We start from the raw sequence: 21,130 nt of genomic DNA, 5'->3' as shown, positions 1-21,130 counted from the left end.
GCGAAAAAGCAGGCTAGAATCGGGAGCTCACCTGCCCCCGGATGTTGACGATGCGCCACCTCGCTCATTGCCTGATCCTGTTGCTGGTGCCAGTTGCAGCGCAGGCTACAGAAGCGCTCGACGGCACCGGCCGGAGCGGCTGCAGCTATGCGCCGGCCGAAGTGGAGCGCGTGGCGGTTCCGGCCGCCTCGGTGAACATCGCCAACTCGACCCCGGCAGCGGCCACGGTCAACAAGCCCAAGCCCACCCAGACCACCGGCGGCGGCAGCGACGACGACATCATTCCCCGCCTGCGCGCACCGCGCTGGCACCGCATGTTGCCCGGGATGTTCCGCTGATCCAGTCGTTCCTGCGCTGGTTGCAGCGCACCCCGCCGGTTCTCGATGAAACCCTCTGGCGCGATACCTGCCGTCATTGCCCGTGGCTGCACGCCCTGCCGCCAACGCAGGCAGCCAAGCTGCGTGAATTGACCGCGCTGTTTCTGCAGCAGAAAACCATCACACCCGTCGCCGGTCTCGAACTGGATGCCGGTCAGCGCATGTTGCTGGCCGCGTTGTGCTGCCTGCCGCTGATGGAATTCGGCCGCGAGGGGCTGCATGGCTGGTCGGAGCTGGTCGTCTACCCGGAAGCCTTCCGCGTGCAGCGCAGTCATATCGATGCGGCGGGCGTGCTGCACGAATGGGACGACGAGTTGATCGGCGAGTCCTGGGACAGCGGCCCGCTGATTCTGTCCTGGGCCGACGTGCAGGCCGACATCGCCGATCCGCATGCGGGCTTCTGCGTGGCGGTGCATGAAATGGCGCACAAGCTCGACGCACTCGACGGCGCAATGGACGGCACGCCGCCGTTGCCGCGCGAATGGCAGCGGCAGTGGGCGCACGATTTCCAGCAGCACTACGACAAATTTTGCGCGCAGGTGGATGCCGAGCAGGAAACCGCCATCGATCCCTACGCCGCCGAAGCGCCGGAAGAATTCTTTGCCGTGGTCAGTGAGTACTACTTCTCCGCCCCGCAGGTATTGGAGCAGGAGATGCCGGTGATCGCCGCGCATCTGCGGCGGCTGTATGGGGTTTTGACGGTCGGAAAGTGAGTTGCATTCGTTGGGCTACAACAGCAGCAACTCCCCGTCCGCAACGTGCCGCCCACCGACTGAAACACAGCAAACAAATGTAGAGCCGAGCCATGCGCGGCTGAAGCATTACCGAGGAAGCTTCAGCCGAGCATCGCTCGGCGCTATCCACCGCCGGCCTTAAATTCCCGGCGGCAAGGTCACTTCAAAACGCGCGCCGCCCAGTTCAGGCGAACGCTTGACCTGCAGTTCACCGCGATAGGCTTTGATCAAGTCCTGCACGATCGACAGACCGATACCGTGGCCCTGCACCCGCTCATCGCCGCGCACACCACGCTGCAGCACCTTGGCGATGTTGTCCTCGGCAATGCCGGGGCCATCATCGTCCACCGCCAACACCAGGCCCGCGCGGCGACCGGAGGTGCCGGCAATCGGCTTGGCGGTCAGCAGCACGCGACGATTGGCCCACTTGAAGGCATTTTCCAGCAGATTGCCGAGCAACTCCTGCAGGTCGCCCGGCTCACCATAGAAATTGACGCCGGGCTCCAGATCGAACTCGCACAGCACGCCCTTGGTGGCGTACACCTTTTCCAGACCGCGCACGATTTCCTCCGCGCTGGCCTCGATCGGCACCGGTGCGGAGAACAACTTGTGGCCCGAGGAGGCCGCACGCGCCAGTTGGTACGACACCAGATTGTTCATGCGCTGCAACTGCACGCCAACTTCCTCACGGAGTTCCTGGTCGCTGCTGTTGCCGCTGTCCAGCTGCGTGCGCAGCACGGCCAACGGCGTCTTCAGACTGTGCGCCAGATCGGCCAGCGTATTGCGCTGACGCTCCAGATTTTCGCGCTCGCTTTCAATGAAGGCGTTGATGCTTTCGGTCAACGGTTCCAGTTCGCGCGGATGCATTTCACTCATGCGCTCGCGCTCACCGCGCTGCACCTTGGTCAGCTCGTTGATCACGCGTTTGAGCGGACGCAGGCTCCACTGCAGCACCAGCGTCTGCAGCAACAGCAGAATCAAGCCGGTCACACCCAGCCAGAACCACACCGCGCCTTGGAACACCCGCAGCTGTTTGCCCAGCGCGCGGGAATCCTCAAGCACATAAATGGTGTACGGGAACTCGGCTTCGGGCGCGCCATCGCCGCCCCAGATCAGGCCCATGCCGTAGCGATAGACCTCGCCGGGCGTGCCGTCGATCTGGATGATCGGCAACGGGCCCTCGAAGACTTCCTCGTTCGGCTTGAGCATGTGGCCGCTGACGTCGGGCAACATCGGCCCTTCGGCGGACATGGAATTGCCGTAGCCGCCCGGCATCACCACCTGCAGGTAAAGACCACTGCCGGGGATGTCGAAACGGGGATCCGGCGGCTGCTCGCGGATATACAGCGAGCGGTCGCGGGTGAAATCGATGCCACCGGCATAGGCGGTGGCATAGTTTTTCAGGCGCTCACTGAGGTTGGCGCGCGCGGTGTCGACAAACATCGCGTTGAGCGCGTAACCGGCCAACGCCAGAAACGCGACCAGGCCCACGGAGGCAGCCAGCAGCTGGCGAGCCTGCAGGGAGCGAGGCCGCCAACGCTTCAATAGCCACTGACGGCTCGACATACCGCGCTGCCCCTACGGGGCTCAGCCCTCGTTGCGCGGAATCGCGAAACGATAACCGCGACCACGCACGGTTTCGATCGGCTTCAGCTCGCCATCCGGATCGAGCTTCTTGCGCAGACGGCCGATGAAGACCTCCAGCACGTTCGAGTCGCGGTCGAAATCCTGCTGATAGATGTGCTCGGTAAGGTCGGCCTTGGAGACCAGTTCACCGGCATGCATCATCAGGTACTCGAGCACTTTGTACTCGTAGCTGGTCAGGTCGACATTGCTGCCGGCCACGCTCACGGTCTGCGCGGCAAGGTCCAGTGCAACCGGGCCGCATTCCAGCGTCGGCTTGGACCAGCCAGCGGCGCGGCGCAGCAGCGCGTTGACGCGGGCCAGCAGCTCTTCGACGTGGAACGGCTTGACCAGGTAATCGTCGGCGCCCTGCTTCAGGCCCTCGACCTTGTCCTGCCAGCTCGAACGCGCGGTCAGGATCAGCACCGGGAATTTCTTGCCCTCGTCGCGCAGCGCCTTGATCAGCTCCATGCCCGACATCTTCGGCAGGCCCAGATCAATGATGCCCACGTCGAACGGCACTTCGCGGCCCATGTACAGGCCTTCCTCGCCATCCTGCGCCGCATCCACTGCGAAACCTTCGCGCTTCAGGCGGGCTGCAAGGGTTTCCCGCAGCGGGGCTTCGTCTTCAACCAGAAGGATACGCATGAACTCTCCCTAGTAACTTGGGCCGGCTGAGTGCCGGCGTTTGTATGCGGAACGCGGAACAACTATCGCTGTTCAGGAGTTATCGCCGCGTGGTGGCAACTCTGCCCGGGGGCCGCGCGGACCTGAGCGGCTGGGCTGAGGATCATCCATATAACGCACACGTCCCCGGTCATCCATGTACTTGACCCGATTGATGTCGCGGCCGTCGTACGGCACACGCTCGGCGCCAAGGATGCGCCCACCGGTCTCGCGCTGCACGCGGCGGACCGCATCGGACAACGAACGACCGTGCTCCTGTCGCGCCACGCGGTCGGCCCCCATTTCGGGGCCGCGCACGATCTCCTGCGGGCGGACCGGCGGCGCTGGCTGCTGAGCCGAGGCGACGACCACGCCCGGACCAACCACGATCAACGTGGCGGCAAGTGCGATGAGCAAACGGCGATGCTGGAGCGGGTGCATGGGAGTGATCCTAGCGGACTGCGAGGCAACGTTCAAAATTCGTAAAAGCCGCCGTTCAACTTCGACGCCGACCCCAGCGAAATCAAGGCAAATTCTTGATTTTTAGGGGTGAATCCGATCTGAACTCCGCAGCTCGACCTGCAGCTCGTTCAGCAATTTGGCCGGACAAATACGCCCAGCCAACCTCCCTCTCGCCTGCCTGTTCAGCTTTCCCGAAGCGAACTTAGGACTGCACTGATCCGGGGCAATCGGCCCCCGATCTGGCTCAGGCGACCCGCGCCGCCTGCGTGCGCGTGACCTGCAGTGCCTGCTCCAGCAAGGCCCAGCCCGCGCCCGGACGGTGCGCGCCCTCGCTCAGCACCTGACGGAACGCCCGCCCACCCGGCTGCCCGTGGAACAAGCCCAGCAGGTGTCGGGTGATGTGCTTCAGCGCCAGCCCACTCTCCAGCCGCGCTTCGAGATAGGGCCGCATTTCGGCCAACAAGGCCTCGCGCGAGCGCAGCGCCATGCCGGTCTGGGCCGCTTCCAGCGCGTGCAGCACGTAGGGATCGTGGTAAGCGGCGCGGCCCAGCATCACGCCATCGAGCTGCTGCAGGTGGTCCTGCGCAGCCTGCACCGTGGCGATGCCGCCATTGAGTACCACCGGCAGCGACGGCCGCTCCTGCTTCAGCCGGTAGGCCCAGTCGTAGCGCAGCGGCGGGATTTCGCGGTTTTCCTTGGGCGACAAGCCCTTGAGCCAGGCGTTGCGGGCATGCACCACCACCATCGCCGCGCCGGCCTGCGCCTGGCGGTCCACAAAGGCGGCGAACTGGTCGTAATCGTTGTCTTCGTCCACGCCCAGCCGGCATTTGACCGTAATCGGGATATCGACCGCCGCCACCATCGCGGCCACGCATTCGGCGACCAGCGCCGGCTCGCGCATCAGGCAGGCGCCGAAACGGCCGGCCTGCACGCGGTCGGAGGGACAGCCGCAGTTGAGATTGACCTCGTCATAGCCCCAATCGGCGGCAATGCGCGCGGCCTGCGCCAGCGCCGCCGGATCGCTGCCACCCAATTGCAGGGCAAGCGGCTGTTCGGCCGCATCAAAACCCAGCAGGCGCTCACGGTCGCCGTGAATCACCGCATTGGCATGCACCATCTCGGTATACAACCGCGCGCCGGGCGCCAGAATGCGGTGAAACACCCGGCAATGCCGGTCCGTCCAATCCATCATCGGGGCAACGGAAAGGCGCAGCGAGGCGGCGTAGCGGTCGGAGGTGGACGGCGGAATCATGGGCACTGGATCAGCTCGGCGGCCTGAAGGGCAGCACCGGAGCAGGTTGAGGGGCTGCCAAGAGTAAACGAAGCGCCTGAACCATGGCCGGATATGCCCGCCCGGCTCAGGGCAACGCCGGGAAAAACAGGATCAGCGCAACCCACAGCACTTTGCACATCACATGCAGCAGCTGGTCGACGTTGTAGCTGATGCGATGGCCGCATTTGAGATCGTCAATCAGCATGTGGCAGATCACTTCCAACGCACCAAGCACCAAGCTGCCGGTGATCCATGCCACCGCGCCGCCATGAATCAACGCATGCGCGCCCAACGCCTGGTACCACGGCACCCCGGGGACCGGTATGAAGCGGCTCTTGGCCTTGGCCAGAAATTCGCCCTGCAACGGGTAGTCGGCCAGGGCATGGGCGACCAGCAACAACACGAACATCTGTAGCAGCTCGTAAGAAGTCATCAGCAGATGGTTGGCCGGTGAAGGGCCGAGTCTGGCACTAATGGAAGCCCGTCGTGAAGGTGCCGTTGGTTGGGCAACGCTGCGTATCCAACACCTGCTCGCAATGCCAATAGCGAGGCTGCCCGACCGCGCCGCCACGTTGCGCAGCGTAGAATTTCCATGGCGCATTTCGCGCCGTTTCTGCCTTGTCGATACCCATGAACGCTTACGCCTTGCTGGCCTGCGCCATCGCTCTGGAAGTGCTTGCTACTTCGTTGTTGAAAGCCTCCGACGGCATGACCCGCTTGTGGCCGACGCTGGGTTCAATGTTGGGTTATGGCGTGTGCTTCTGGTTGTTGTCGATGGTGATGAAGACCGTGCCCACCGGCATTGCCTACGCCATCTGGTCTGGCGTCGGCATCGTGCTGATCTCACTGATTGGTCTGTTCGTGTTCAAACAGAAGCTCGACCTGCCGGCGTTGATCGGCATCGGTTTGATCTGCGCCGGCGTGGTGGTGATCAATGTGTTCTCGCGCTCTACGGCACATTGAATGAGGCGGGAAGCGGGGATTGGGGAACAGGGAATGGAGGCGCAATGGCGTCCGGTGTTTCTGCCGCCTCACTCACGATCCTTCGTTCCCTGCTCCCCATTCCCCGCTCCCTGCTCCACCGCCCTTGACCTGCCCCGCTTCCCGGCCTATTTTGTGCGCGCCAAAGGTATTTATCCCTCTATCCGCATGAAGGGATGAATTTAAACGGGAATCCGGTGAAGCCGGCCGCAAGGCCTGTCATTCCGGAGCTGCCCCGCAGCGGTGAATGGAAACGACCGCCGTCATCAGCACTGGGCCAACGCCCGGGAAGCGACGGCCAATAGGTAGGCGCCAACCACGCCCGCGTCCATCAGCCCGAATACCGGCCTCGGCCGGGGGACTGCCGTCCCCTGTTTCGACCTGGAGTCTCCGCGGGGAGGCGGCCGGCGCTGTCCTGCCTGTGCGCGGGGCGGCGCTCCGTGTCCACGCCATGAGTTCCGGTTCGCCCGCGGGGGCGAAGGTCGCTGGCGTGGCGGGCATGGCTGCAAAGCTGCGCACGGCGCGCGGTTCCTTCGTTCCTCAATGCCCATGCAATGAGGAAAGAGTCATGACTACCGTTACCAACCTGGGGTTCCCCCGGATCGGCGCACGCCGCGAGCTCAAGCACGCGCTGGAAGGCTATTGGCGTGGTGAAATCGATGCCGCACAACTGCAGGCCAGCGCGGCCGCACTGCGTGCACGCCATTGGCAGTTGCAACACGATGCCGGCGTGGATGTGCCGCCCAGCAACGACTTCAGCCTGTACGACCACGTACTCGACACCGCTGTGTTGTTCGATGCGATTCCGCAGCGTTATCGGCAACTGGCCGCACAGGCGCCGCTGGAGGCGTACTTCGCAATGGCGCGTGGCCTGCAACGCGATGGTGTGGACCTGCACGCACTGGAAATGACCAAGTGGTTCGATACCAATTACCACTATCTGGTGCCCGAGCTGCAGCGCGATCAGGTGTTCAAACTGCGCGGCGACAAGCCGCAGACCGAGTACCGCGAAGCCCGCGCGTTGGGCATCGATACACGCCCGGTGCTGCTGGGGCCGATCAGCTTCCTGCTGCTGTCCAAGACCACCGATGGCAGCAATCCGCTGGACCTGCTCGACAACCTGCTGCCCGCGTATGTGCAGTTGCTCGGCGAACTGAAGCAGCTGGGCGCCAGCTGGGTGCAGCTGGACGAACCGGTGCTGGTACAGGACCTGGACGATGACGCGCGCGTCGCGTTCGAGCATGCCTATGCCGTATTGGCCGACGTGCCACGCCCGGACATCCTGCTGGCCACCTACTTCGGCGCGCTGGATGACAACCTCACACTTGCCGCCACCTTGCCGGTGGAAGGCCTGCATGTGGATCTGGTGCGCGCGCCCGAGCAGCTTGATGCAGTAGTGCGCGCCTTGCCCGCCTCGCGCGTGCTGTCGCTGGGCGTGGTCAACGGCCGCAACATCTGGCGCAGCCCGCTGGACAATGCACTGATCCTTGCACGCTACGCACTGGGCCATCGCGGGCCGGAAAAACTGTGGCTGGCACCGTCCTGCTCGCTGCTGCATTGCCCGGTGGATCTCACGCTGGAGAAAAAGCTCGATACGGAACTGCGCAGCTGGCTCGCGTTCTCGCGACAGAAGCTGCAGGAACTGCGCACGCTGGCCGACGCACTCGATGGCAACGCCAGTGCCGACCCTGCACTGGCGCAGGCACGCGAGGCCATCGAGTCACGCCGTCGCTCGCCGCGCGTGCACAACACCAAAGTCAAAAATCGTTTGAGCGCGCTGGTCGCCGCCGACGCCGTGCGCACGACGCCGCATGCGCAACGTCAGTTGCAGCAGGCACAGGCGCTGCGTCTTCCCGCCTTCCCCACCACCACCATCGGCTCGTTCCCGCAAACGCAGGAGGTGCGCGAAGCGCGGGCGCGGCACAAGTCCGGCAAGCTCACCGCCGCGGACTACGACGCCTTCCTTGCGGCGCAGACCGAGCACTGCGTGCGCGTGCAGGAACAGATCGGCCTGGACGTGCTGGTTCATGGCGAGTTCGAGCGCAACGACATGGTCGAGTACTTCGGCGAACAGCTCGACGGCTTCGCGTTCACCGGCAACGGTTGGGTGCAGAGTTACGGCTCACGCTGCGTGAAACCGCCGGTGATCTATGGCGATGTCAGCCGCCCCGTGCCGATGACGGTGCGCTGGTCGCAGTACGCGCAGTCGCTCACCGACAAGCCGATGAAGGGCATGCTCACCGGCCCGGTGACCGTGCTGCAGTGGTCGTTCGTGCGCGATGATCAATCGCGTGCCGACACCTGCCGGCAGATCGCGTTGGCGCTGCGCGATGAAGTCTGTGACCTGGAAGCGGCCGGCATCCGCGCCATCCAGATCGACGAACCCGCCTTGCGCGAAGGCCTGCCGCTGCGTCGTGCCGAGTGGCAGCACTATCTGGATTGGGCGGTGGAAGCATTCCGCATCAGCGCCAGCGGCGTGGTCGATGCAACACAGATCCACACCCACATGTGCTACGCGCAGTTCAACGACATCATCGAAGCGGTAGCGGCATTGGATGCCGACGTGATCTCGATTGAGACCTCGCGCTCGCGCATGGAACTGCTGGATGCGTTCGCGCGTTTCGACTATCCCAACCAGGTCGGCCCGGGTGTCTACGACATCCATTCGCCACGCGTGCCAGATACCGCCGAAATGGTGGCGCTGCTGCGCAAAGCCAGCGCCGTGCTGCCACCGCAGAAACTGTGGGTGAATCCGGATTGCGGCCTGAAAACCCGTGGCTGGGACGAAACCCGCGCCGCGCTCGAAGCGATGGTGGATGCGGCGCGCACGCTGCGCAATGAGCGTGCCGTGGCGTGAGTCCCCAGGCCCGGCGAAAGCCGGGCCTTTCTTCGCGCTGCATAAAAATTCCATGTCGCCGGGTGAGCGAGAACCTCGGCCCAAGTGATTGCGCACTTCATGTGGAAGCACGACGCAGCACGCGATGTGCGACATCAGCGTTGCGGCATGCGCTCCTGCCCAGCCAATTCCACCGAAACCACGCCCTCCACTGCCCCCAGCAATTGCGCCTTGTCCAGCAACTGCTCACGCGTGGGCGGTGGATCGCAGTCGATATCGACAATGTCATTGCCTTCATCACGACGCCGCAGGGTGATGCGCTTTACCGGCAATCCCGCGTCCTCGGCAGCGGCCTGCACCTTGGCCAGCGAGGTGCCTTCGGCCAGGCGCAGGCGCAACCGACCCGTGCGTGCGCGACGGCGCAGATAGCGCTGCTCCAGCGGCTTGAGCAGCGCCAGGATGGCCCACAGCAGCGCGGTGGTCATCAGCGCTGCCAGATACAGCCCGGCGCCTGCGGCGAGGCCGACCGACGCCACGGCCCACAGGCCGGCGGCGGTGGTCAGGCCGCGGATCACCTGTTCGCGCTGCAGGAACAGAATCGTCCCTGCCCCGAGGAAGCCGACGCCGCTGATCACCTGTGCGGCGATGCGCGAGGGATCGAGCATCACGTTTGGGCGGCCCAATACGTCGTTGAAACCGAACGCCGAAACGATGATGGCCAGCGCCGATCCCACGCAGACCAGCATGTGCGTGCGCAGCCCCGCCGCCCATTCAAGCCGCCCCCGGTTGATGCCGATCACCGCGCCTAACACCGCTGCCAGCAACAGCCGCAGCCCCATTTCCGACCAGGAAATCATCGCTCGCCTCTCCTTTCCGCAGGCCGGGTCGCAGCGTGTCATCCAGACCCGGCCAAGCCGTAGTCGTAGACTGTGCACACCCCCGCGTCAGGAAACCGTGGATGTTCGCAAAACACATAGCGTTGCTGGTGGTGGATCTACAGCCGGATTTCATGCCTGGCGGCGCGCTGCCGTGCCATCAGGGCGACGCCATCGTCCCGGGCATTGCCGCGCTGCTGGCCTCGCGCCAGTACGCCACCGTGGTGGCCACGCAGGACTGGCATCCGCACGACCATGCATCGTTCGCCAGCCAGCACCACGGTCACAAGCCGTTGGAAGTGATCACCCTGCACGGCCAGTCGCAGACGCTGTGGCCGGACCACTGCGTGCAGGGCAGCGCCGGTGCTGAATTGGATCCACGCGTGGATTGGAACAGCGCCAACCTGATCCTGCGCAAAGGCAGCGATCAACAGGTGGATTCGTACAGCGCGTTCCGTGAGAACTTCGGTCCGCGTGGTGATCGCCCGGTCACCGGCCTGGCCGGCTGGTTGCACGAACGCGGCATCACCGAGGTGCACGTCTGCGGCCTGGCGCGCGACTACTGCGTGCTGTGGAGTGCGCAGGATGCGGCGATCAGCGGCTTCCGCGTGCGCTTTCTGTGGGAACTGACGCGACCGGTGTCAGCGAGCAACGATGCGGCGGTGCGGATTGCGTTGAGTGAGGGTGGGGTTGAGATCGAGGAGTGAGCGGGGAGGAGTGAGTAAAGGCAACGGCTAAAGCCAAAGCTCCCCCCATCCGCCCTCCGGGCACCTTCCCCGCAGGCGGGGGAAGGGATGGAAATTCAGCTTCAACTTCAACCTCGACTTCAGCATCGGCATCGGCTTCGGCTTCGGCTTCACCTTAAGCTTCGACTTCGGCGTGAGCTGCGGTTAGTGTCATTCCCCGCTCCCTACTCCCTACTCCCTACTCCCCGCCCCAACTCAGCGGAACACCACCGTGCGATGCCCATTCAGCACGATGCGGTGTTCCACATGGCGGCGTACCGCGCGGGCCAGTACCTGCGATTCGGTGTCGCTGCCCAGCTGCACCAGGTCGCGCGGGGTCATGGCGTGGTCAACGCGCGCGACGTCCTGCTCGATGATCGGGCCTTCGTCCAGGTCGGAGGTCACGTAGTGCGCAGTGGCACCGATGATCTTGACCCCGCGTGCGTGCGCCTGATGGTACGGCTGCGCGCCCTTGAAGCTGGGCAGGAAGCTGTGATGGATGTTGATCGCGCGGCCGGCCAGCGCCTGGCACAGGCGCGGTGACAGGATCTGCATGTAGCGCGCCAGCACCACCAGGTCGATGCGTTCGCGTTCGACCAGGTCGATGATCTGCTGCTCCTGCTGCGCGCGGTTGTCCGCGTCCACCGGCAGATGATGGAACGGCACACCGTAGGAGCTGGCCAGTGCACTGAAATCGGCGTGATTGGACACCACCCCGGCGATATCCACCTTCAGCTGACGGCTGTGGGTGCGGAACAACAGATCATTGAGGCAGTGGCCCTGCTTGCTGACCAGCACCAGCAAGCGTGCGCGACGTCGTGCGTCGTGCAGCTCCCAGTGCATGCTGAATTCCTCACCCAGTGCCTGCAGCCGCGTGCGCACGCCCGGCACGTCGCCCTTGTCGGCGGTGTCGAAATGCACGCGCAGGAAGAAGCGGCCGCTTTCCTCGTCGCCGAATTGCTGGGCATCCAGAATGTTGCAGCCCGCATCGAACAGCAGGCCGGAAACGCGGTAAACGATGCCGGTACGATCCGGGCAGGACAGGGTGAGGATGAAGTCAGGGCGCATCCGCGCAATTCTAGTAGAGCCGGCCGCTGGCCTGCCCGGTCAATAACAGCTGCAACCAACGCGGCATGCCCAACGCCAACGCTACCCGTCCCCAACCCTCCCCTTCGCTACGCGAAAGGAAGGGGGCAGTTCTCCGGGATCGGCGTGATTGCCGAGTTGGCGCGCGTTTACTCCCTCCCTCCCTCTCGCACCGCGAAGGGAGGGTTGCCTCTTCCTTCGCTTACTTCCCGATATCAAACACGCCACGCGCTTCATGTGGCTCGCAGCGCAGGTACTGCGGCGAGACGCTGATATGCGCGCCCAGTGCCGCGGCCGCATGCCACGGCCAGCGCGGGTCGTAGAGAATGCCGCGGGCGATACCGATGGCGTCGGCACGCCCTTCGGCGACGATGGCCTCGGCCTGTGCCGGTTCGGTGATCAACCCCACCGCAATCACCGGCGTGCTGATCTGCGCCTTGATCGCTTCGGCCGCCGGCACCTGATACCCCGGCCCCACCGGAATCTGCTGGCGCGGGTCCAGACCGCCGCTGGACACATGCAGGAAGTGGTTGCCGCGTGCTTCCAGCGCCTTGCCCAGTTCGATGCTCTGCGCCACGTCCCAACCACCCTCGACCCAATCGGTGGCGGAAATGCGCACGCCCACCGCGACATTCGCCGGCACCGCCGCCTGCACTGCTTCGAGCACGCGCAACAACAAACGCATGCGGTTCTGCAGTGAACCGCCGTATTCGTCGCTGCGTTGGTTGCTCAGCGGCGACAGGAACTGGTGCAGCAGATAGCCGTGCGCGGCATGGATTTCAATCAGATCAACGCCCAGCCGCACCGAACGGCGCGCGGCTTCGGCAAAGGCCTCGACCACGGCATCGATACCGGCGATATCCAACGCCTGCGGGGTCGGTTCGCCGGCCAGATACGGCAGTGCGGACGGCGCCATCACCTGCCAGCCGTGCGTCTGGTCCGGGGCAATGGCGCTGCCGCCATCCCACGGACGTGCGGTGGACGCCTTGCGCCCGGCGTGTGCCAGCTGCACGCCGATCGGCATCTTCGACCAGCGCCGCACCGAACCCAGCACGGTGCGCAGCGCCGCTTCGGTGGCGTCGTCCCACAGGCCAAGATCGGCCCAGCTGATGCGCCCTTCCGGCAGCACAGCGGTGGCTTCCAGGATCAACAGGCCGGCGCCGGATTGCGCCATCTGCCCGAGGTGAATGGTGTGCCAATCCGTGGCTTGGCCATCCTCTGCCGAGTACTGGCACATCGGTGCGATGACGATGCGGTTGGAAAGCGAAAGTGGGCCCAGGGACAAGGGCGAAAAGAGCTGACTCACGTGGGGTGGTCCGGGGAAAAAGAAGGCGGCCATTGCACGCCGACGCCGCGCCCGTTTCAACCGGCGTGGTGGATCACTGCGTATTGGTGCCGTCGAGCAGGAACGCCAGCGCCTGCGCGCAGGGCATTTCGACCTTCAGCGACAGCAATGCGTCGGCGCGGGTTCGGCCCAGATTCACCATTGCGATGGGCAAACCGGCTTTGGCCGCTGCATCGACGAAGCGAAAACCCGAATACACCATCAACGACGAGCCCACGACCAACACCGCATCGGCCCGCTGCAGGTGCGCATGCACCGCCGCCACCCGTTCGCGCGGCACGTTTTCACCGAAGAACACCACGTCCGGTTTGAGAACGCCGCCGCACTGGAGGCACGCCGGCACGCGAAACCTGGAAAAGTCCGTTTCAAGATCGGCATCACCGTCCGGGGCGATACCCGCATCCAGCGCATCCCAGCCCGGGTTGGCGTCAAGCAGCCGCTGCTGCAGCGCTTCGCGTGAGGAACGCGCCTCGCAGCCCATGCAGCGCACCTGATCCAGCCGCCCGTGCAGATCAATCACCGTCTGGCTGCCGGCACGTTGGTGCAGGCAATCCACGTTCTGGGTCAACAGCAACTCGATGCGGCCATCGGCTTCCAGCGCCGCCAACGCGTGATGCGTGGTGTTGGGCTGCGCGCGACCGAACGTGGACCAGCCCAGCAGGCTGCGTGCCCAATAGCGCTGCCGCGTGGCGGCCTCGCCCATGAACGCCTGGTAGGTGACCGGCGGCGTGCGCTTCCACTGGCCGTCAGCGTCGCGGTAATCGGGGATGCCCGAATCGGTGCTGCAACCAGCGCCGGTCACCACGAACAAGCGCCGGTGCCGGGCGATGAACGCCGGCAGCTCAGTGATCACCGCCGGCGACAGACGCTGGCTGCTGGGAAACGGCGAGAGGCTCATCGCGGCAGGCTTCAGTCCTGCCGAGGCAGCGGCGGAACGGTGGTCGGCTGACCGTCGGCATCGAGCGCGATCATCACAAAGGTACCCTTGGTGCACAGCTTGCGCTCACCGGTGAGCAGATCTTCCGTCACCAATTCCACTTCCACGCTCATCGAACTGCGCCCCACCCGCACCACACGACCAATGGTTTCCACCATCTGCCCAACGCGGATCGGCAGTTTGAAATCCACTTGGTCCGAACGCGCGGTCACCACCGTGTGACGCGAATAACGCGCCGCTGCCAGAAATGCCGCTTTATCCATCCATGCCAACGCCTGACCACCGAACAGCGTGCCCATGTGGTTGGTGTGGTTGGGGAACACAATCTCGGCCATGCGGATTTCAATGGGCGGATGGGTGTCGAGCATCTGGGTCATGGCGGCAGCCTTCAAAGGATGCCGGAATGATACGCCCGCCCCACTGTGCAGCCGGTGTATGCGGGGTGACGATGCACAGCAGTACATCGGCGCGGCCTTGGCCGCGAAGCACATCGTCGGACAGATAGCGTTCCACAAAGCCACCAAGAACAACGCAATCCGTAGGAGCGCCTTTGGGCGCGAAATCAGGAATGCGGGGGACTACCGGGCACTCCTGCGATCCGGTGATGCAACGTTCCCGCGCTGACATGACGGCGCATGTGATTGCAGGACAGGTAACTCCTGCCAGGGCACTGACTTCGCGGCCGAGGCCGCTCCTACGTGCGTCCCTTCGGATCAATGCCGTCCCGAAACAGAACCCCCCGGGCTTTCGCACCGGGGCGTCCGTGTCATGCAACCGTGCAAACGCTGTGATCAGAACGCCATGTCGAACGACACTTCGCCCTGCACGCCCACCTGATACGCCGAGACGCGGCGCTCGAAGAAGTTGGTCAGCTCCTGCACATCCTGCAATTCCATGAACGGCAGCGGGTTGCGCACGTTGTACTTCCGGGCCATGCCCAACTTTGCAAAATGATTGTCGGCACAGTGCTCCAGGTACTGGCGCATGTCGCGGGTGGAGATGCCCGCCACGCCGCCGGACAGCACGTCCTCGGCGAACTGCACTTCGCACTCGATGGCTTCGGCCAGCATCTGGTAGACCTCCTGCTCCATCTTCGCGTCGAACAGGTCCGGCTCTTCGGCACGGATGGTGCGCACGCATTCAAATGCGAAGTCCATGTGGCAGCTTTCGTCGCGGAACACCCAGTTGGTGCCCGACGCCAAACCCGGCAGCAGTCCGCGCGAGCGGAAGTAGTACACGTAGGCAAACGCGGCGAAGAAGAACAGGCCTTCGATACAGGCAGCAAAGCAGATCTGGTTGAGCAGGAACTGGCGGCGCTGATCGCGGGTTTCGATGCGGGTGATGCCCTGCAGCGAGTCGATCCACTTGAAGCAGAAGTCGGCCTTCTTCTTGATCGAGTCGATGTTCTCCACCGCATCAAACGCCTTGAAGCGCTCTTCCGGATCCGGCAGGTAGTTGTCCAGCAGGGTCAGGTAGAACTGCACATGCAGCGCTTCTTCATACAGCTGGCGCGACAGGTACATGCGCGCTTCCGGCGCATTGAGGTGCTGGTACAGATTCAGCACCAGGTTGTTGGAGACGATGGAATCGCCGGTGGCGAAGAACGCCACCAGGCGATGGATGAGATGGCGATCAGCCGGCGTCATCTTCTGGTGCAGGTCGGTGATGTCGATCTGGAAGTTGATCTCATCCACGGTCCAGCTGTTCTTGATCGCGTTGCGGTACATCTCGTAGAAGTCCGGGTAACGCATCGGACGCAGGGTCAGCTCGAAGCCGGGATCAAGCAGCATCTGGTTGGGTTTTGCCGACATGGGGGTTCCTTGAGTTCCTGGTTAAAGCGCTCGGGCTAACCCGGCGCTTCCTTAATCTAGTCGGCCTCAGCTCGACCAGTAGACCAAAGAGCGGCTGAACATGACTCGGTTCCGCCCTCTGCTGCGCCGATCTGGAGCCGGCGCAGCACGATGGAAAGCTCTAACGCACTCCAGAAGTACTAGACGTCAATGCTATGAGTCCAGCGAGGAAGTCCGGCGCTCGACAAATAGCCAACCAAATTCTTATCACCAAAGAACCTGATACGACCGCCACTACTAAACGCCAACGCAGATTGGTCAATTCGAAGCCCAGAATTCCTTGCTCGTGCGGTCAGGTCTGCCAGCAAAGAATCATGATCTCCATTAGTCGATTTAGCGTCGAATACCGCGAAATCGATCCAACCACCGGATGTTGACCTCTCGCGAATGTGAGCAAAGTTGATCTTCATTTTTCATCCTCAATAATTAGAAGTGTGTTTCTGATTAGAGTTGCTTAAATGAGTGGTGCGACTTACTGGCAGGCTTCGCAGGCTTCCGGGTTTTCCAGCGAGCAGGCCACGGCTTCCACCGGGGTGTAACTGCTGACCGTGGTCTTGGCGATCTTGGTGGCCGGACGCGAGCGCAGGTAATAGGTGGTTTTGATGCCCTGCTTCCACGCGTACATGTACATGGAGGACATCGCGCCGATGTTCGGGCTTTCCATGAACAGGTTGAGCGAGGCGGACTGGTCGATGAAGGCACCGCGGTCGGCGGCCATGTCGATCAGCGAGCGCATCGGCAGTTCCCACGCGGTGCGGTAGATCAGGCGCAGCGCTTCGGGAATCTGCGGCACGCTCTGGATCGAGCCATCGGCCAGCTTGATCGCGTCACGGATTTCCGGCGTCCACAGGCCCAGCTGCTTCAACTCGAGCACCAGGTGGCGGTTGATCTGCAGGAAGTCACCCGACAGCGTTTCGCGCTTGAACAGGTTGGACACCTGCGGCTCCACGCATTCGTAGCAACCGGCAATCGAGGCGATGGTCGCGGTCGGCGCGATGGCGATCATCAGCGAGTTGCGCAGGCCGTGCTGTTTGATGCGCTCGCGCAGTGCGTCCCAGCGTGCGGTGTCGTCCGGCACCACGTTCCAGGCGTCGAACTGCAGCTCGCCGTGGGCGGCGCGGGTGTCGTTGAACGACGGGTGCTTGCCGCGTTCAGTGGCCAACTCGCACGAGGTTTCCAGCGCGTGGTAGTAAATCGTCTCGGCGATCTGCTTCGACAGCGCGCGCGCTTCGGCCGAATCAAACGGCAGGCGCTTGCGGAAGAACACATCCTGCAGGCCCATGCAGCCCAGGCCCACCGGGCGCCAGCGCAGGTTGCCGCGGCGTGCGGTTTCAATCGGATAGAAGTTCAGGTCGATGACGCGGTCGAGCTGACGCACGGCCAGGCGCACGGTCTCGGCCAGCTTGTCGAAATCGAAATCGCCGTGCTCATCGAAGTGGTTGCCCAGGTTGATCGAACCCAGGTTGCACACCGCGGTTTCGTCGTTGGAGCAGACTTCCAGAATCTCGGTGCACAGGTTGGACAGGTGGATCACGTTGCCCGGGCGCAGCGTCTGATTGCTGGCCAGGTTGCACTTGTCCTTGAAGGTCATCCAGCCGTTACCGGTTTCGGCCAGCGTGCGCATCATGCGGCCGTACAACTTGCGCGCACTGATGGTGCGCGATGCCTTGCCCTGCGCTTCGGCCTGCAGATACGCCTGCTCGAAGGCCGGGCCGTACAGGTCGGTGAACTCAGGCACCACGCGCGGATCGAACAGCGACCATTCCTGGTCGGTCTCCACGCGCTGCATGAACAGGTCCGGCACCCAGTTGGCCAGGTTGAGGTTGTGGGTGCGCCGCGATTCGTCACCGGCGTTGTCACGCAGCTCGAGGAAGTCCTCGATGTCGGCATGCCAGGTTTCCAGGTACACACAGGCCGCGCCCTTGCGCTTGCCGCCCTGGTTGACTGCCGCCACCGACGAATCCAGCGTCTTCAACCACGGCACGATGCCGTTGGAATGGCCGTTGGTGGACTTGATCAGCGAGCCGCGCGAACGCACACGGGTGAAGCTCACGCCGATGCCGCCACTGAACTTGGACAGCTGCGCGATATCGCCGTACTTGCTGTAGATGGATTCCAGCGAATCCATCGGCGAGTCGAGCAGGAAGCACGAGGACAACTGCTCGTGACTGGTGCCGGCGTTGAACAGCGTGGGGCTGGACGGCAGGTAATCCAGGCTGCCCAGACGCTGGTACAGCGCCAATGCTTCAGGCACATCCTCGCTCAGCGCACTGGCAATGCGCAGGAAGAACTGCTGCGGGTTCTCGATGACCTTGCGCGAATGCGGATGACGCAGCAGGTAACGGTCATACAGCGTGCGCAGGCCGAAGTAATCGAAATTCAGGTCGAACGACGGATCAATCGCGTCGTTGAGTTTGCGTGCGTTGATCTGCACGAAGTTGAGCAGGCGGTCGTTGATCAGGCCTACTTCGTGGCCACGGCCCACCGACTGCGAGAACGCGTGGATTTCCTGGCCGGACACTTCCTTGGCGATGAAGTTGGCCAGCAGGCGTGCGGCCAGACGGCCGTATTCGGGTTCTTCGCCGATCAGCAGCGCCGCGGTGCGGATCGACAGCTCGTCCAGCTCCTGCGTGGTGGCGCCGTTGTACAGGCCGGAAATGGTGCGGGTGGCCACGCGCATCGGGTCCACCGAATGCAGGCCTTCGCAGCAGCGCTGGATGGCGCGGACAATCTTGTTCAGGTCCACCGGTTCGGTGTTGCCATTGCGCTTGGTCACGCTCATGGCGGTAGCGGTGGGCGGCGGGGTCAGTTCAAAGCCGGCCTCGGCCGGGGCGACTTCAGTAGCGGAAGTGGTCACGACGGTGTTTCCTTCATGGCGTGGTGCACGCAGCCCCTGCCCTCGCAGGTAACCAGGGCCGGTAACGGGATCAGGAGCATGGAAGGACGGCGTCGCAGCAACCGCGACGCACCCGACCATCGGTCGGCGTCAACGGCACCACGTCGCCAGCCATCTTCCCCTCGAAGACACCGCAGCCGGCACCGCGCCGTGTGCTTGGCGCGGTTGTCGGCAGGTCTTCGGACTTATGGGCATGAAGGCCGAGGCCTTCTCCTACTCCGTCGCTTCCCAAGGACTGAGCCTCAGTGCAAAAGACGGGGTCGTTCCCAATTACCGCTGCGGGGCAGCGCTGGAATGGCCTTGATGGCGTCACCAGCTTCCCTTTCAATCCGGTGGACGCAAACCCACCAGAACCGACGGACCACAAGATAGTGGGGGTAGATGACACGGTCAACACGAAATGTGGCGAATTTTGCGCAAGCCTTGCGGCGCAAGGCTTATGCCTTTCAGGGCCTGGTCGGAGCATGCGAACCTGCCCGAACGGACTGCGCAGTCAAGTGGCTTGCAACCACTTTTGTAGGAAAACACCTCGTCTTGATGACGTAAATTTCTGATGAAATTTTCAGCCAAGACGCTGAGATTTCATCCCAGCCTACGGCTCCGCGAAGCGTGGCTTCACGGCGACCACCGGCACCACAGCTGGTGCCAAGCCTGCAAAAGTCCGCAAGCCGCAGCCCGGGCTACGTTGCTCACCTTCCCCGATCCCGGATCCCCGTTCCCCGCTCAAGGCAGCTGCGCCAATTCCTCGCGCACCAACCGCACCACCAGTTTGTCCAGGGTATCGACCGAGTAGTTGTTCACCTCGTGAACCGTCTCGCTGCCGGGGCCGCTGCTTGGGTCGGCTGCGTCCTTATAGGTGAGGAAGATGAAGCGCCCGCCGGTGTACTGCGCGATCTGCCGCTGCACGATCTCGCCGGTCGTGTCCTGGCCCGATGCGGCCACGCTGAACACTTTGATGCCCTTGCCCAGTGCGGCCAGCATGGTCTGCTCGTAACGCGGCTGCGGGTAGCCCATCTGCGGCGGTGCGTCGGCCAATGACACCAGCACGCGCGTGGTCGAAGGGCCACGCCAGTTCAGCGCCTGCACCGAATGATCGAAGGCTTCATTCATGGCTTCGGGGAAGTCGCCGCCGCCATTGGCCTGCACGCCGTCGAGCACCTGCTGGAACGCCGCCACGTTGTGGGTCATGTCCCAACCGCGCACGAAATATTCATCACCGCGATCACGGTAGGTCACCAGGCCCAGGCAGATATCCGGCTGCGACGGCAGCTTACCGATCTCACGCACGATGCCCTGCAACGACGCGCGCAGCTTGTCGATTTCATCGCCCATCGAGCCGGTCGCATCGACCATGAACACCAGGTCCAGTTTCGCGCGCGACGGCACTGCGGCATCGGCCATCACCACCTGCAAGGTGTTCTTCTGCCCGCGCTGCAACGACGCTCTCGCCGTCTTGCCGGCGCGACGCACCTGCACCTGGTAGCTGGCCGAATCACGGTCATCAAAGGCATTGGGATGCAGCCACACCTGGCCACCGGCATCGGTGCGCGCCCACATCCGCGCGCCATTGCCGGCACTGACCGCCACTTCGGCATCGGGCACCGGGCGGCCCTGCGCATCCACCACGTTCAGCCGCTGACGCACATTGATGTCGCGGCCCAGCTGCTTTGCTTCTTCGTGCCCTTGCAGAAACTGCAGGAAGCCACCGAAGTCGGCGTTGTCATCGACCACGCCGGCGGTGACCGGGGTGTGTTGTTCTTGACGGATAGCGGCGCTGGCGGCCGGCGACGCAGTGCGCAACAGAACGTCCTCGGTCGAATAGCGTTTGCCCTCGACCACCGCCGACAAATCTGCGGGCATGGGTGCCGGTGGTGCAGGCCTTACCAGCACTTCGGGCATTGCAGGCGAAGCCATCCTCTCCAGCACCGCCGCACGCTTGTGTTCCTCCGCGCGCTCTTTCGCGCGCTCTTTCGCACTGTCGTGACGGCTGCCGCTGGCGATCACGCTTGGCTGTTCCCGCGATCGGGGGCTGGGATCCGCCACTTCACGCAGCACCGGCGTGTCACTGCAGGTCGTTGCCGTCGGCGCCTGGAAGTTGGGCCGGGTCTGGCGCACGCGCAACGAGGTTGGCGCCTGCAGGTCACCTTCCACCACCGAGACTGAAGCCGGTGCCAGACGCGCAGCGGTCACGATCGGCACGCCGACCAGCAAGGTGGCAACTGCCGCGAACGCCGCGGTGCGTACCGGGCGTCGCTTCGACGGGGATCCATTCAAGTGACGCATGGTCGCTGCTCCTGTGCCTGAGATTGGCCGCGTGTTGCGGCGTGCAGGAACAGGAACGGGCGACGATGAGGAACGGGGTTAAGTGGGCCTGGGCGCCAGGTAGTGCCGAGCCATGCTCGGCAAGGGCTGTCCCGGTGACGCTTGGCGCCATGCTGCGTGGCAACGGGCTTCGCCCGCTCCC

19 protein-coding genes and 2 riboswitches are annotated in these 21,130 nt (G+C 63.8%); of the genes, 5 read left to right on the top strand and 14 right to left on the bottom strand.

The genetic code is table 11. From position 1 onward, the window contains the following. The first annotated feature begins 41 nt into the window (after nt 1-41). Both ACREP4_RS08045 and ACREP4_RS08040 read left to right on the top strand, forming a co-directional pair. A complete protein-coding gene (locus tag ACREP4_RS08045) occupies nt 42-338 on the top strand; it encodes a hypothetical protein (protein ID WP_431595653.1) in 297 nt (98 codons plus the stop codon). Beyond that, on the top strand, nt 305-1,090 hold the full coding sequence (locus tag ACREP4_RS08040) for a zinc-dependent peptidase (protein ID WP_431595761.1): 786 nt from the start codon (nt 305-307) through the stop codon (nt 1,088-1,090). The genes ACREP4_RS08045 and ACREP4_RS08040 overlap by 34 nt, the downstream gene beginning before the upstream one ends. 159 nt (nt 1,091-1,249) lie before the next feature. Here the strand turns inward: ACREP4_RS08040 and ACREP4_RS08035 are convergent, their stop codons facing one another. The 6 genes from ACREP4_RS08035 to ACREP4_RS08010 form a co-directional block, all read right to left on the bottom strand. After that, nucleotides 1,250-2,677, bottom strand: a complete 1,428-nt coding sequence (locus ACREP4_RS08035) for an ATP-binding protein (protein WP_431595652.1) — start codon at nt 2,675-2,677, stop codon at nt 1,250-1,252. A 21-nt stretch (nt 2,678-2,698) separates the two neighbouring features. Next, nucleotides 2,699-3,382, bottom strand: a complete 684-nt coding sequence (locus ACREP4_RS08030) for a response regulator transcription factor (RefSeq protein ID WP_004136763.1) — start codon at nt 3,380-3,382, stop codon at nt 2,699-2,701. A gap of 72 nt (nt 3,383-3,454) precedes the next feature. Further along, nucleotides 3,455-3,841, bottom strand: a complete 387-nt coding sequence (locus tag ACREP4_RS08025) for a PepSY domain-containing protein (protein ID WP_431595651.1) — start codon at nt 3,839-3,841, stop codon at nt 3,455-3,457. A 265-nt stretch (nt 3,842-4,106) separates the two neighbouring features. Next, the gene (gene dusA / locus ACREP4_RS08020) at nt 4,107-5,114 is read right to left on the bottom strand and encodes a tRNA dihydrouridine(20/20a) synthase DusA (protein WP_431595650.1); all 1,008 of its coding nucleotides are present in this window, start codon (nt 5,112-5,114) and stop codon (nt 4,107-4,109) included. 106 nt (nt 5,115-5,220) lie between these two features. Beyond that, nucleotides 5,221-5,568 (bottom strand): DUF3307 domain-containing protein, encoded by a 348-nt coding sequence (locus ACREP4_RS08015; protein WP_431595649.1) that lies wholly within the window; start codon nt 5,566-5,568, stop codon nt 5,221-5,223. 37 nt (nt 5,569-5,605) lie between these two features. Continuing rightward, nucleotides 5,606-5,767: a hypothetical protein gene (locus tag ACREP4_RS08010; protein WP_431595648.1), complete on the bottom strand. Its 162-nt coding sequence runs from the start codon at nt 5,765-5,767 to the stop codon at nt 5,606-5,608. Here ACREP4_RS08010 and ACREP4_RS08005 point away from each other — a divergent pair. Together ACREP4_RS08005 and metE are read left to right on the top strand one after the other, a co-directional pair. Beyond that, a complete protein-coding gene (locus tag ACREP4_RS08005; protein ID WP_431595647.1) occupies nt 5,766-6,098 on the top strand; it encodes an SMR family transporter in 333 nt (110 codons plus the stop codon). The two genes, ACREP4_RS08010 and ACREP4_RS08005, sit on opposite strands and share 2 nt — an antisense overlap. Before the next feature lie 147 nt (nt 6,099-6,245). Further along, a riboswitch (cobalamin riboswitch) is annotated at nt 6,246-6,482 on the top strand. Between the two features lie 202 nt (nt 6,483-6,684). Next, the gene (gene metE, locus ACREP4_RS08000; protein WP_431595646.1) at nt 6,685-8,973 is read left to right on the top strand and encodes a 5-methyltetrahydropteroyltriglutamate--homocysteine S-methyltransferase; all 2,289 of its coding nucleotides are present in this window, start codon (nt 6,685-6,687) and stop codon (nt 8,971-8,973) included. Nucleotides 8,974-9,107: 134 nt separating this feature from the next. Here the strand turns inward: metE and ACREP4_RS07995 are convergent, their stop codons facing one another. Then, entirely contained in the window at nt 9,108-9,809 is a 702-nt protein-coding gene (locus tag ACREP4_RS07995) for an MgtC/SapB family protein (protein ID WP_431595645.1), read from the bottom strand. Between the two features lie 101 nt (nt 9,810-9,910). Between ACREP4_RS07995 and pncA the strand changes: the two genes are divergently transcribed. After that, nucleotides 9,911-10,534 carry a bifunctional nicotinamidase/pyrazinamidase gene (gene pncA, locus ACREP4_RS07990; RefSeq protein WP_431595644.1) on the top strand — a complete coding sequence of 208 codons (624 nt, stop codon included), beginning with the start codon at nt 9,911-9,913 and terminating at the stop codon, nt 10,532-10,534. Nucleotides 10,535-10,768: 234 nt separating this feature from the next. Here pncA and purU read toward each other — a convergent pair whose 3' ends face one another. The 7 genes from purU to ACREP4_RS07955 form a co-directional block, all read right to left on the bottom strand. Beyond that, entirely contained in the window at nt 10,769-11,620 is an 852-nt protein-coding gene (gene purU / locus ACREP4_RS07985) for a formyltetrahydrofolate deformylase (protein ID WP_431595643.1), read from the bottom strand. Between the two features lie 220 nt (nt 11,621-11,840). Then, on the bottom strand, nt 11,841-12,944 hold the full coding sequence (locus ACREP4_RS07980) for an NADH:flavin oxidoreductase/NADH oxidase (protein ID WP_431595642.1): 1,104 nt from the start codon (nt 12,942-12,944) through the stop codon (nt 11,841-11,843). 73 nt (nt 12,945-13,017) lie between these two features. Next, a complete protein-coding gene (locus tag ACREP4_RS07975) occupies nt 13,018-13,881 on the bottom strand; it encodes an NAD-dependent protein deacetylase (RefSeq protein ID WP_431595641.1) in 864 nt (287 codons plus the stop codon). An 11-nt stretch (nt 13,882-13,892) separates the two neighbouring features. Continuing rightward, complete coding sequence (locus tag ACREP4_RS07970; protein WP_431595640.1) at nt 13,893-14,297, bottom strand: acyl-CoA thioesterase; 405 nt, start codon at nt 14,295-14,297, stop codon at nt 13,893-13,895. A 414-nt stretch (nt 14,298-14,711) separates the two neighbouring features. After that, nucleotides 14,712-15,731 carry a ribonucleotide-diphosphate reductase subunit beta gene (locus ACREP4_RS07965; RefSeq protein ID WP_431595639.1) on the bottom strand — a complete coding sequence of 340 codons (1,020 nt, stop codon included), beginning with the start codon at nt 15,729-15,731 and terminating at the stop codon, nt 14,712-14,714. A 511-nt stretch (nt 15,732-16,242) separates the two neighbouring features. Further along, the gene (locus ACREP4_RS07960; RefSeq protein ID WP_431595760.1) at nt 16,243-18,552 is read right to left on the bottom strand and encodes a ribonucleoside-diphosphate reductase subunit alpha; all 2,310 of its coding nucleotides are present in this window, start codon (nt 18,550-18,552) and stop codon (nt 16,243-16,245) included. A 267-nt stretch (nt 18,553-18,819) separates the two neighbouring features. Beyond that, nucleotides 18,820-19,039: riboswitch (cobalamin riboswitch) on the bottom strand. 350 nt (nt 19,040-19,389) lie between these two features. Further along, a complete protein-coding gene (locus ACREP4_RS07955; protein WP_431595638.1) occupies nt 19,390-20,949 on the bottom strand; it encodes a VWA domain-containing protein in 1,560 nt (519 codons plus the stop codon). Between the last annotated feature and the right edge of the window lie 181 nt (nt 20,950-21,130).

Source organism: Stenotrophomonas sp., from assembly GCF_050737575.1.
Classification (GTDB): Bacteria; Pseudomonadota; Gammaproteobacteria; order Xanthomonadales; family Xanthomonadaceae; genus Stenotrophomonas.
Note: the sequence above shows the minus strand (reverse complement) of the source record. Positions and strands in the feature narration are given on the sequence as shown.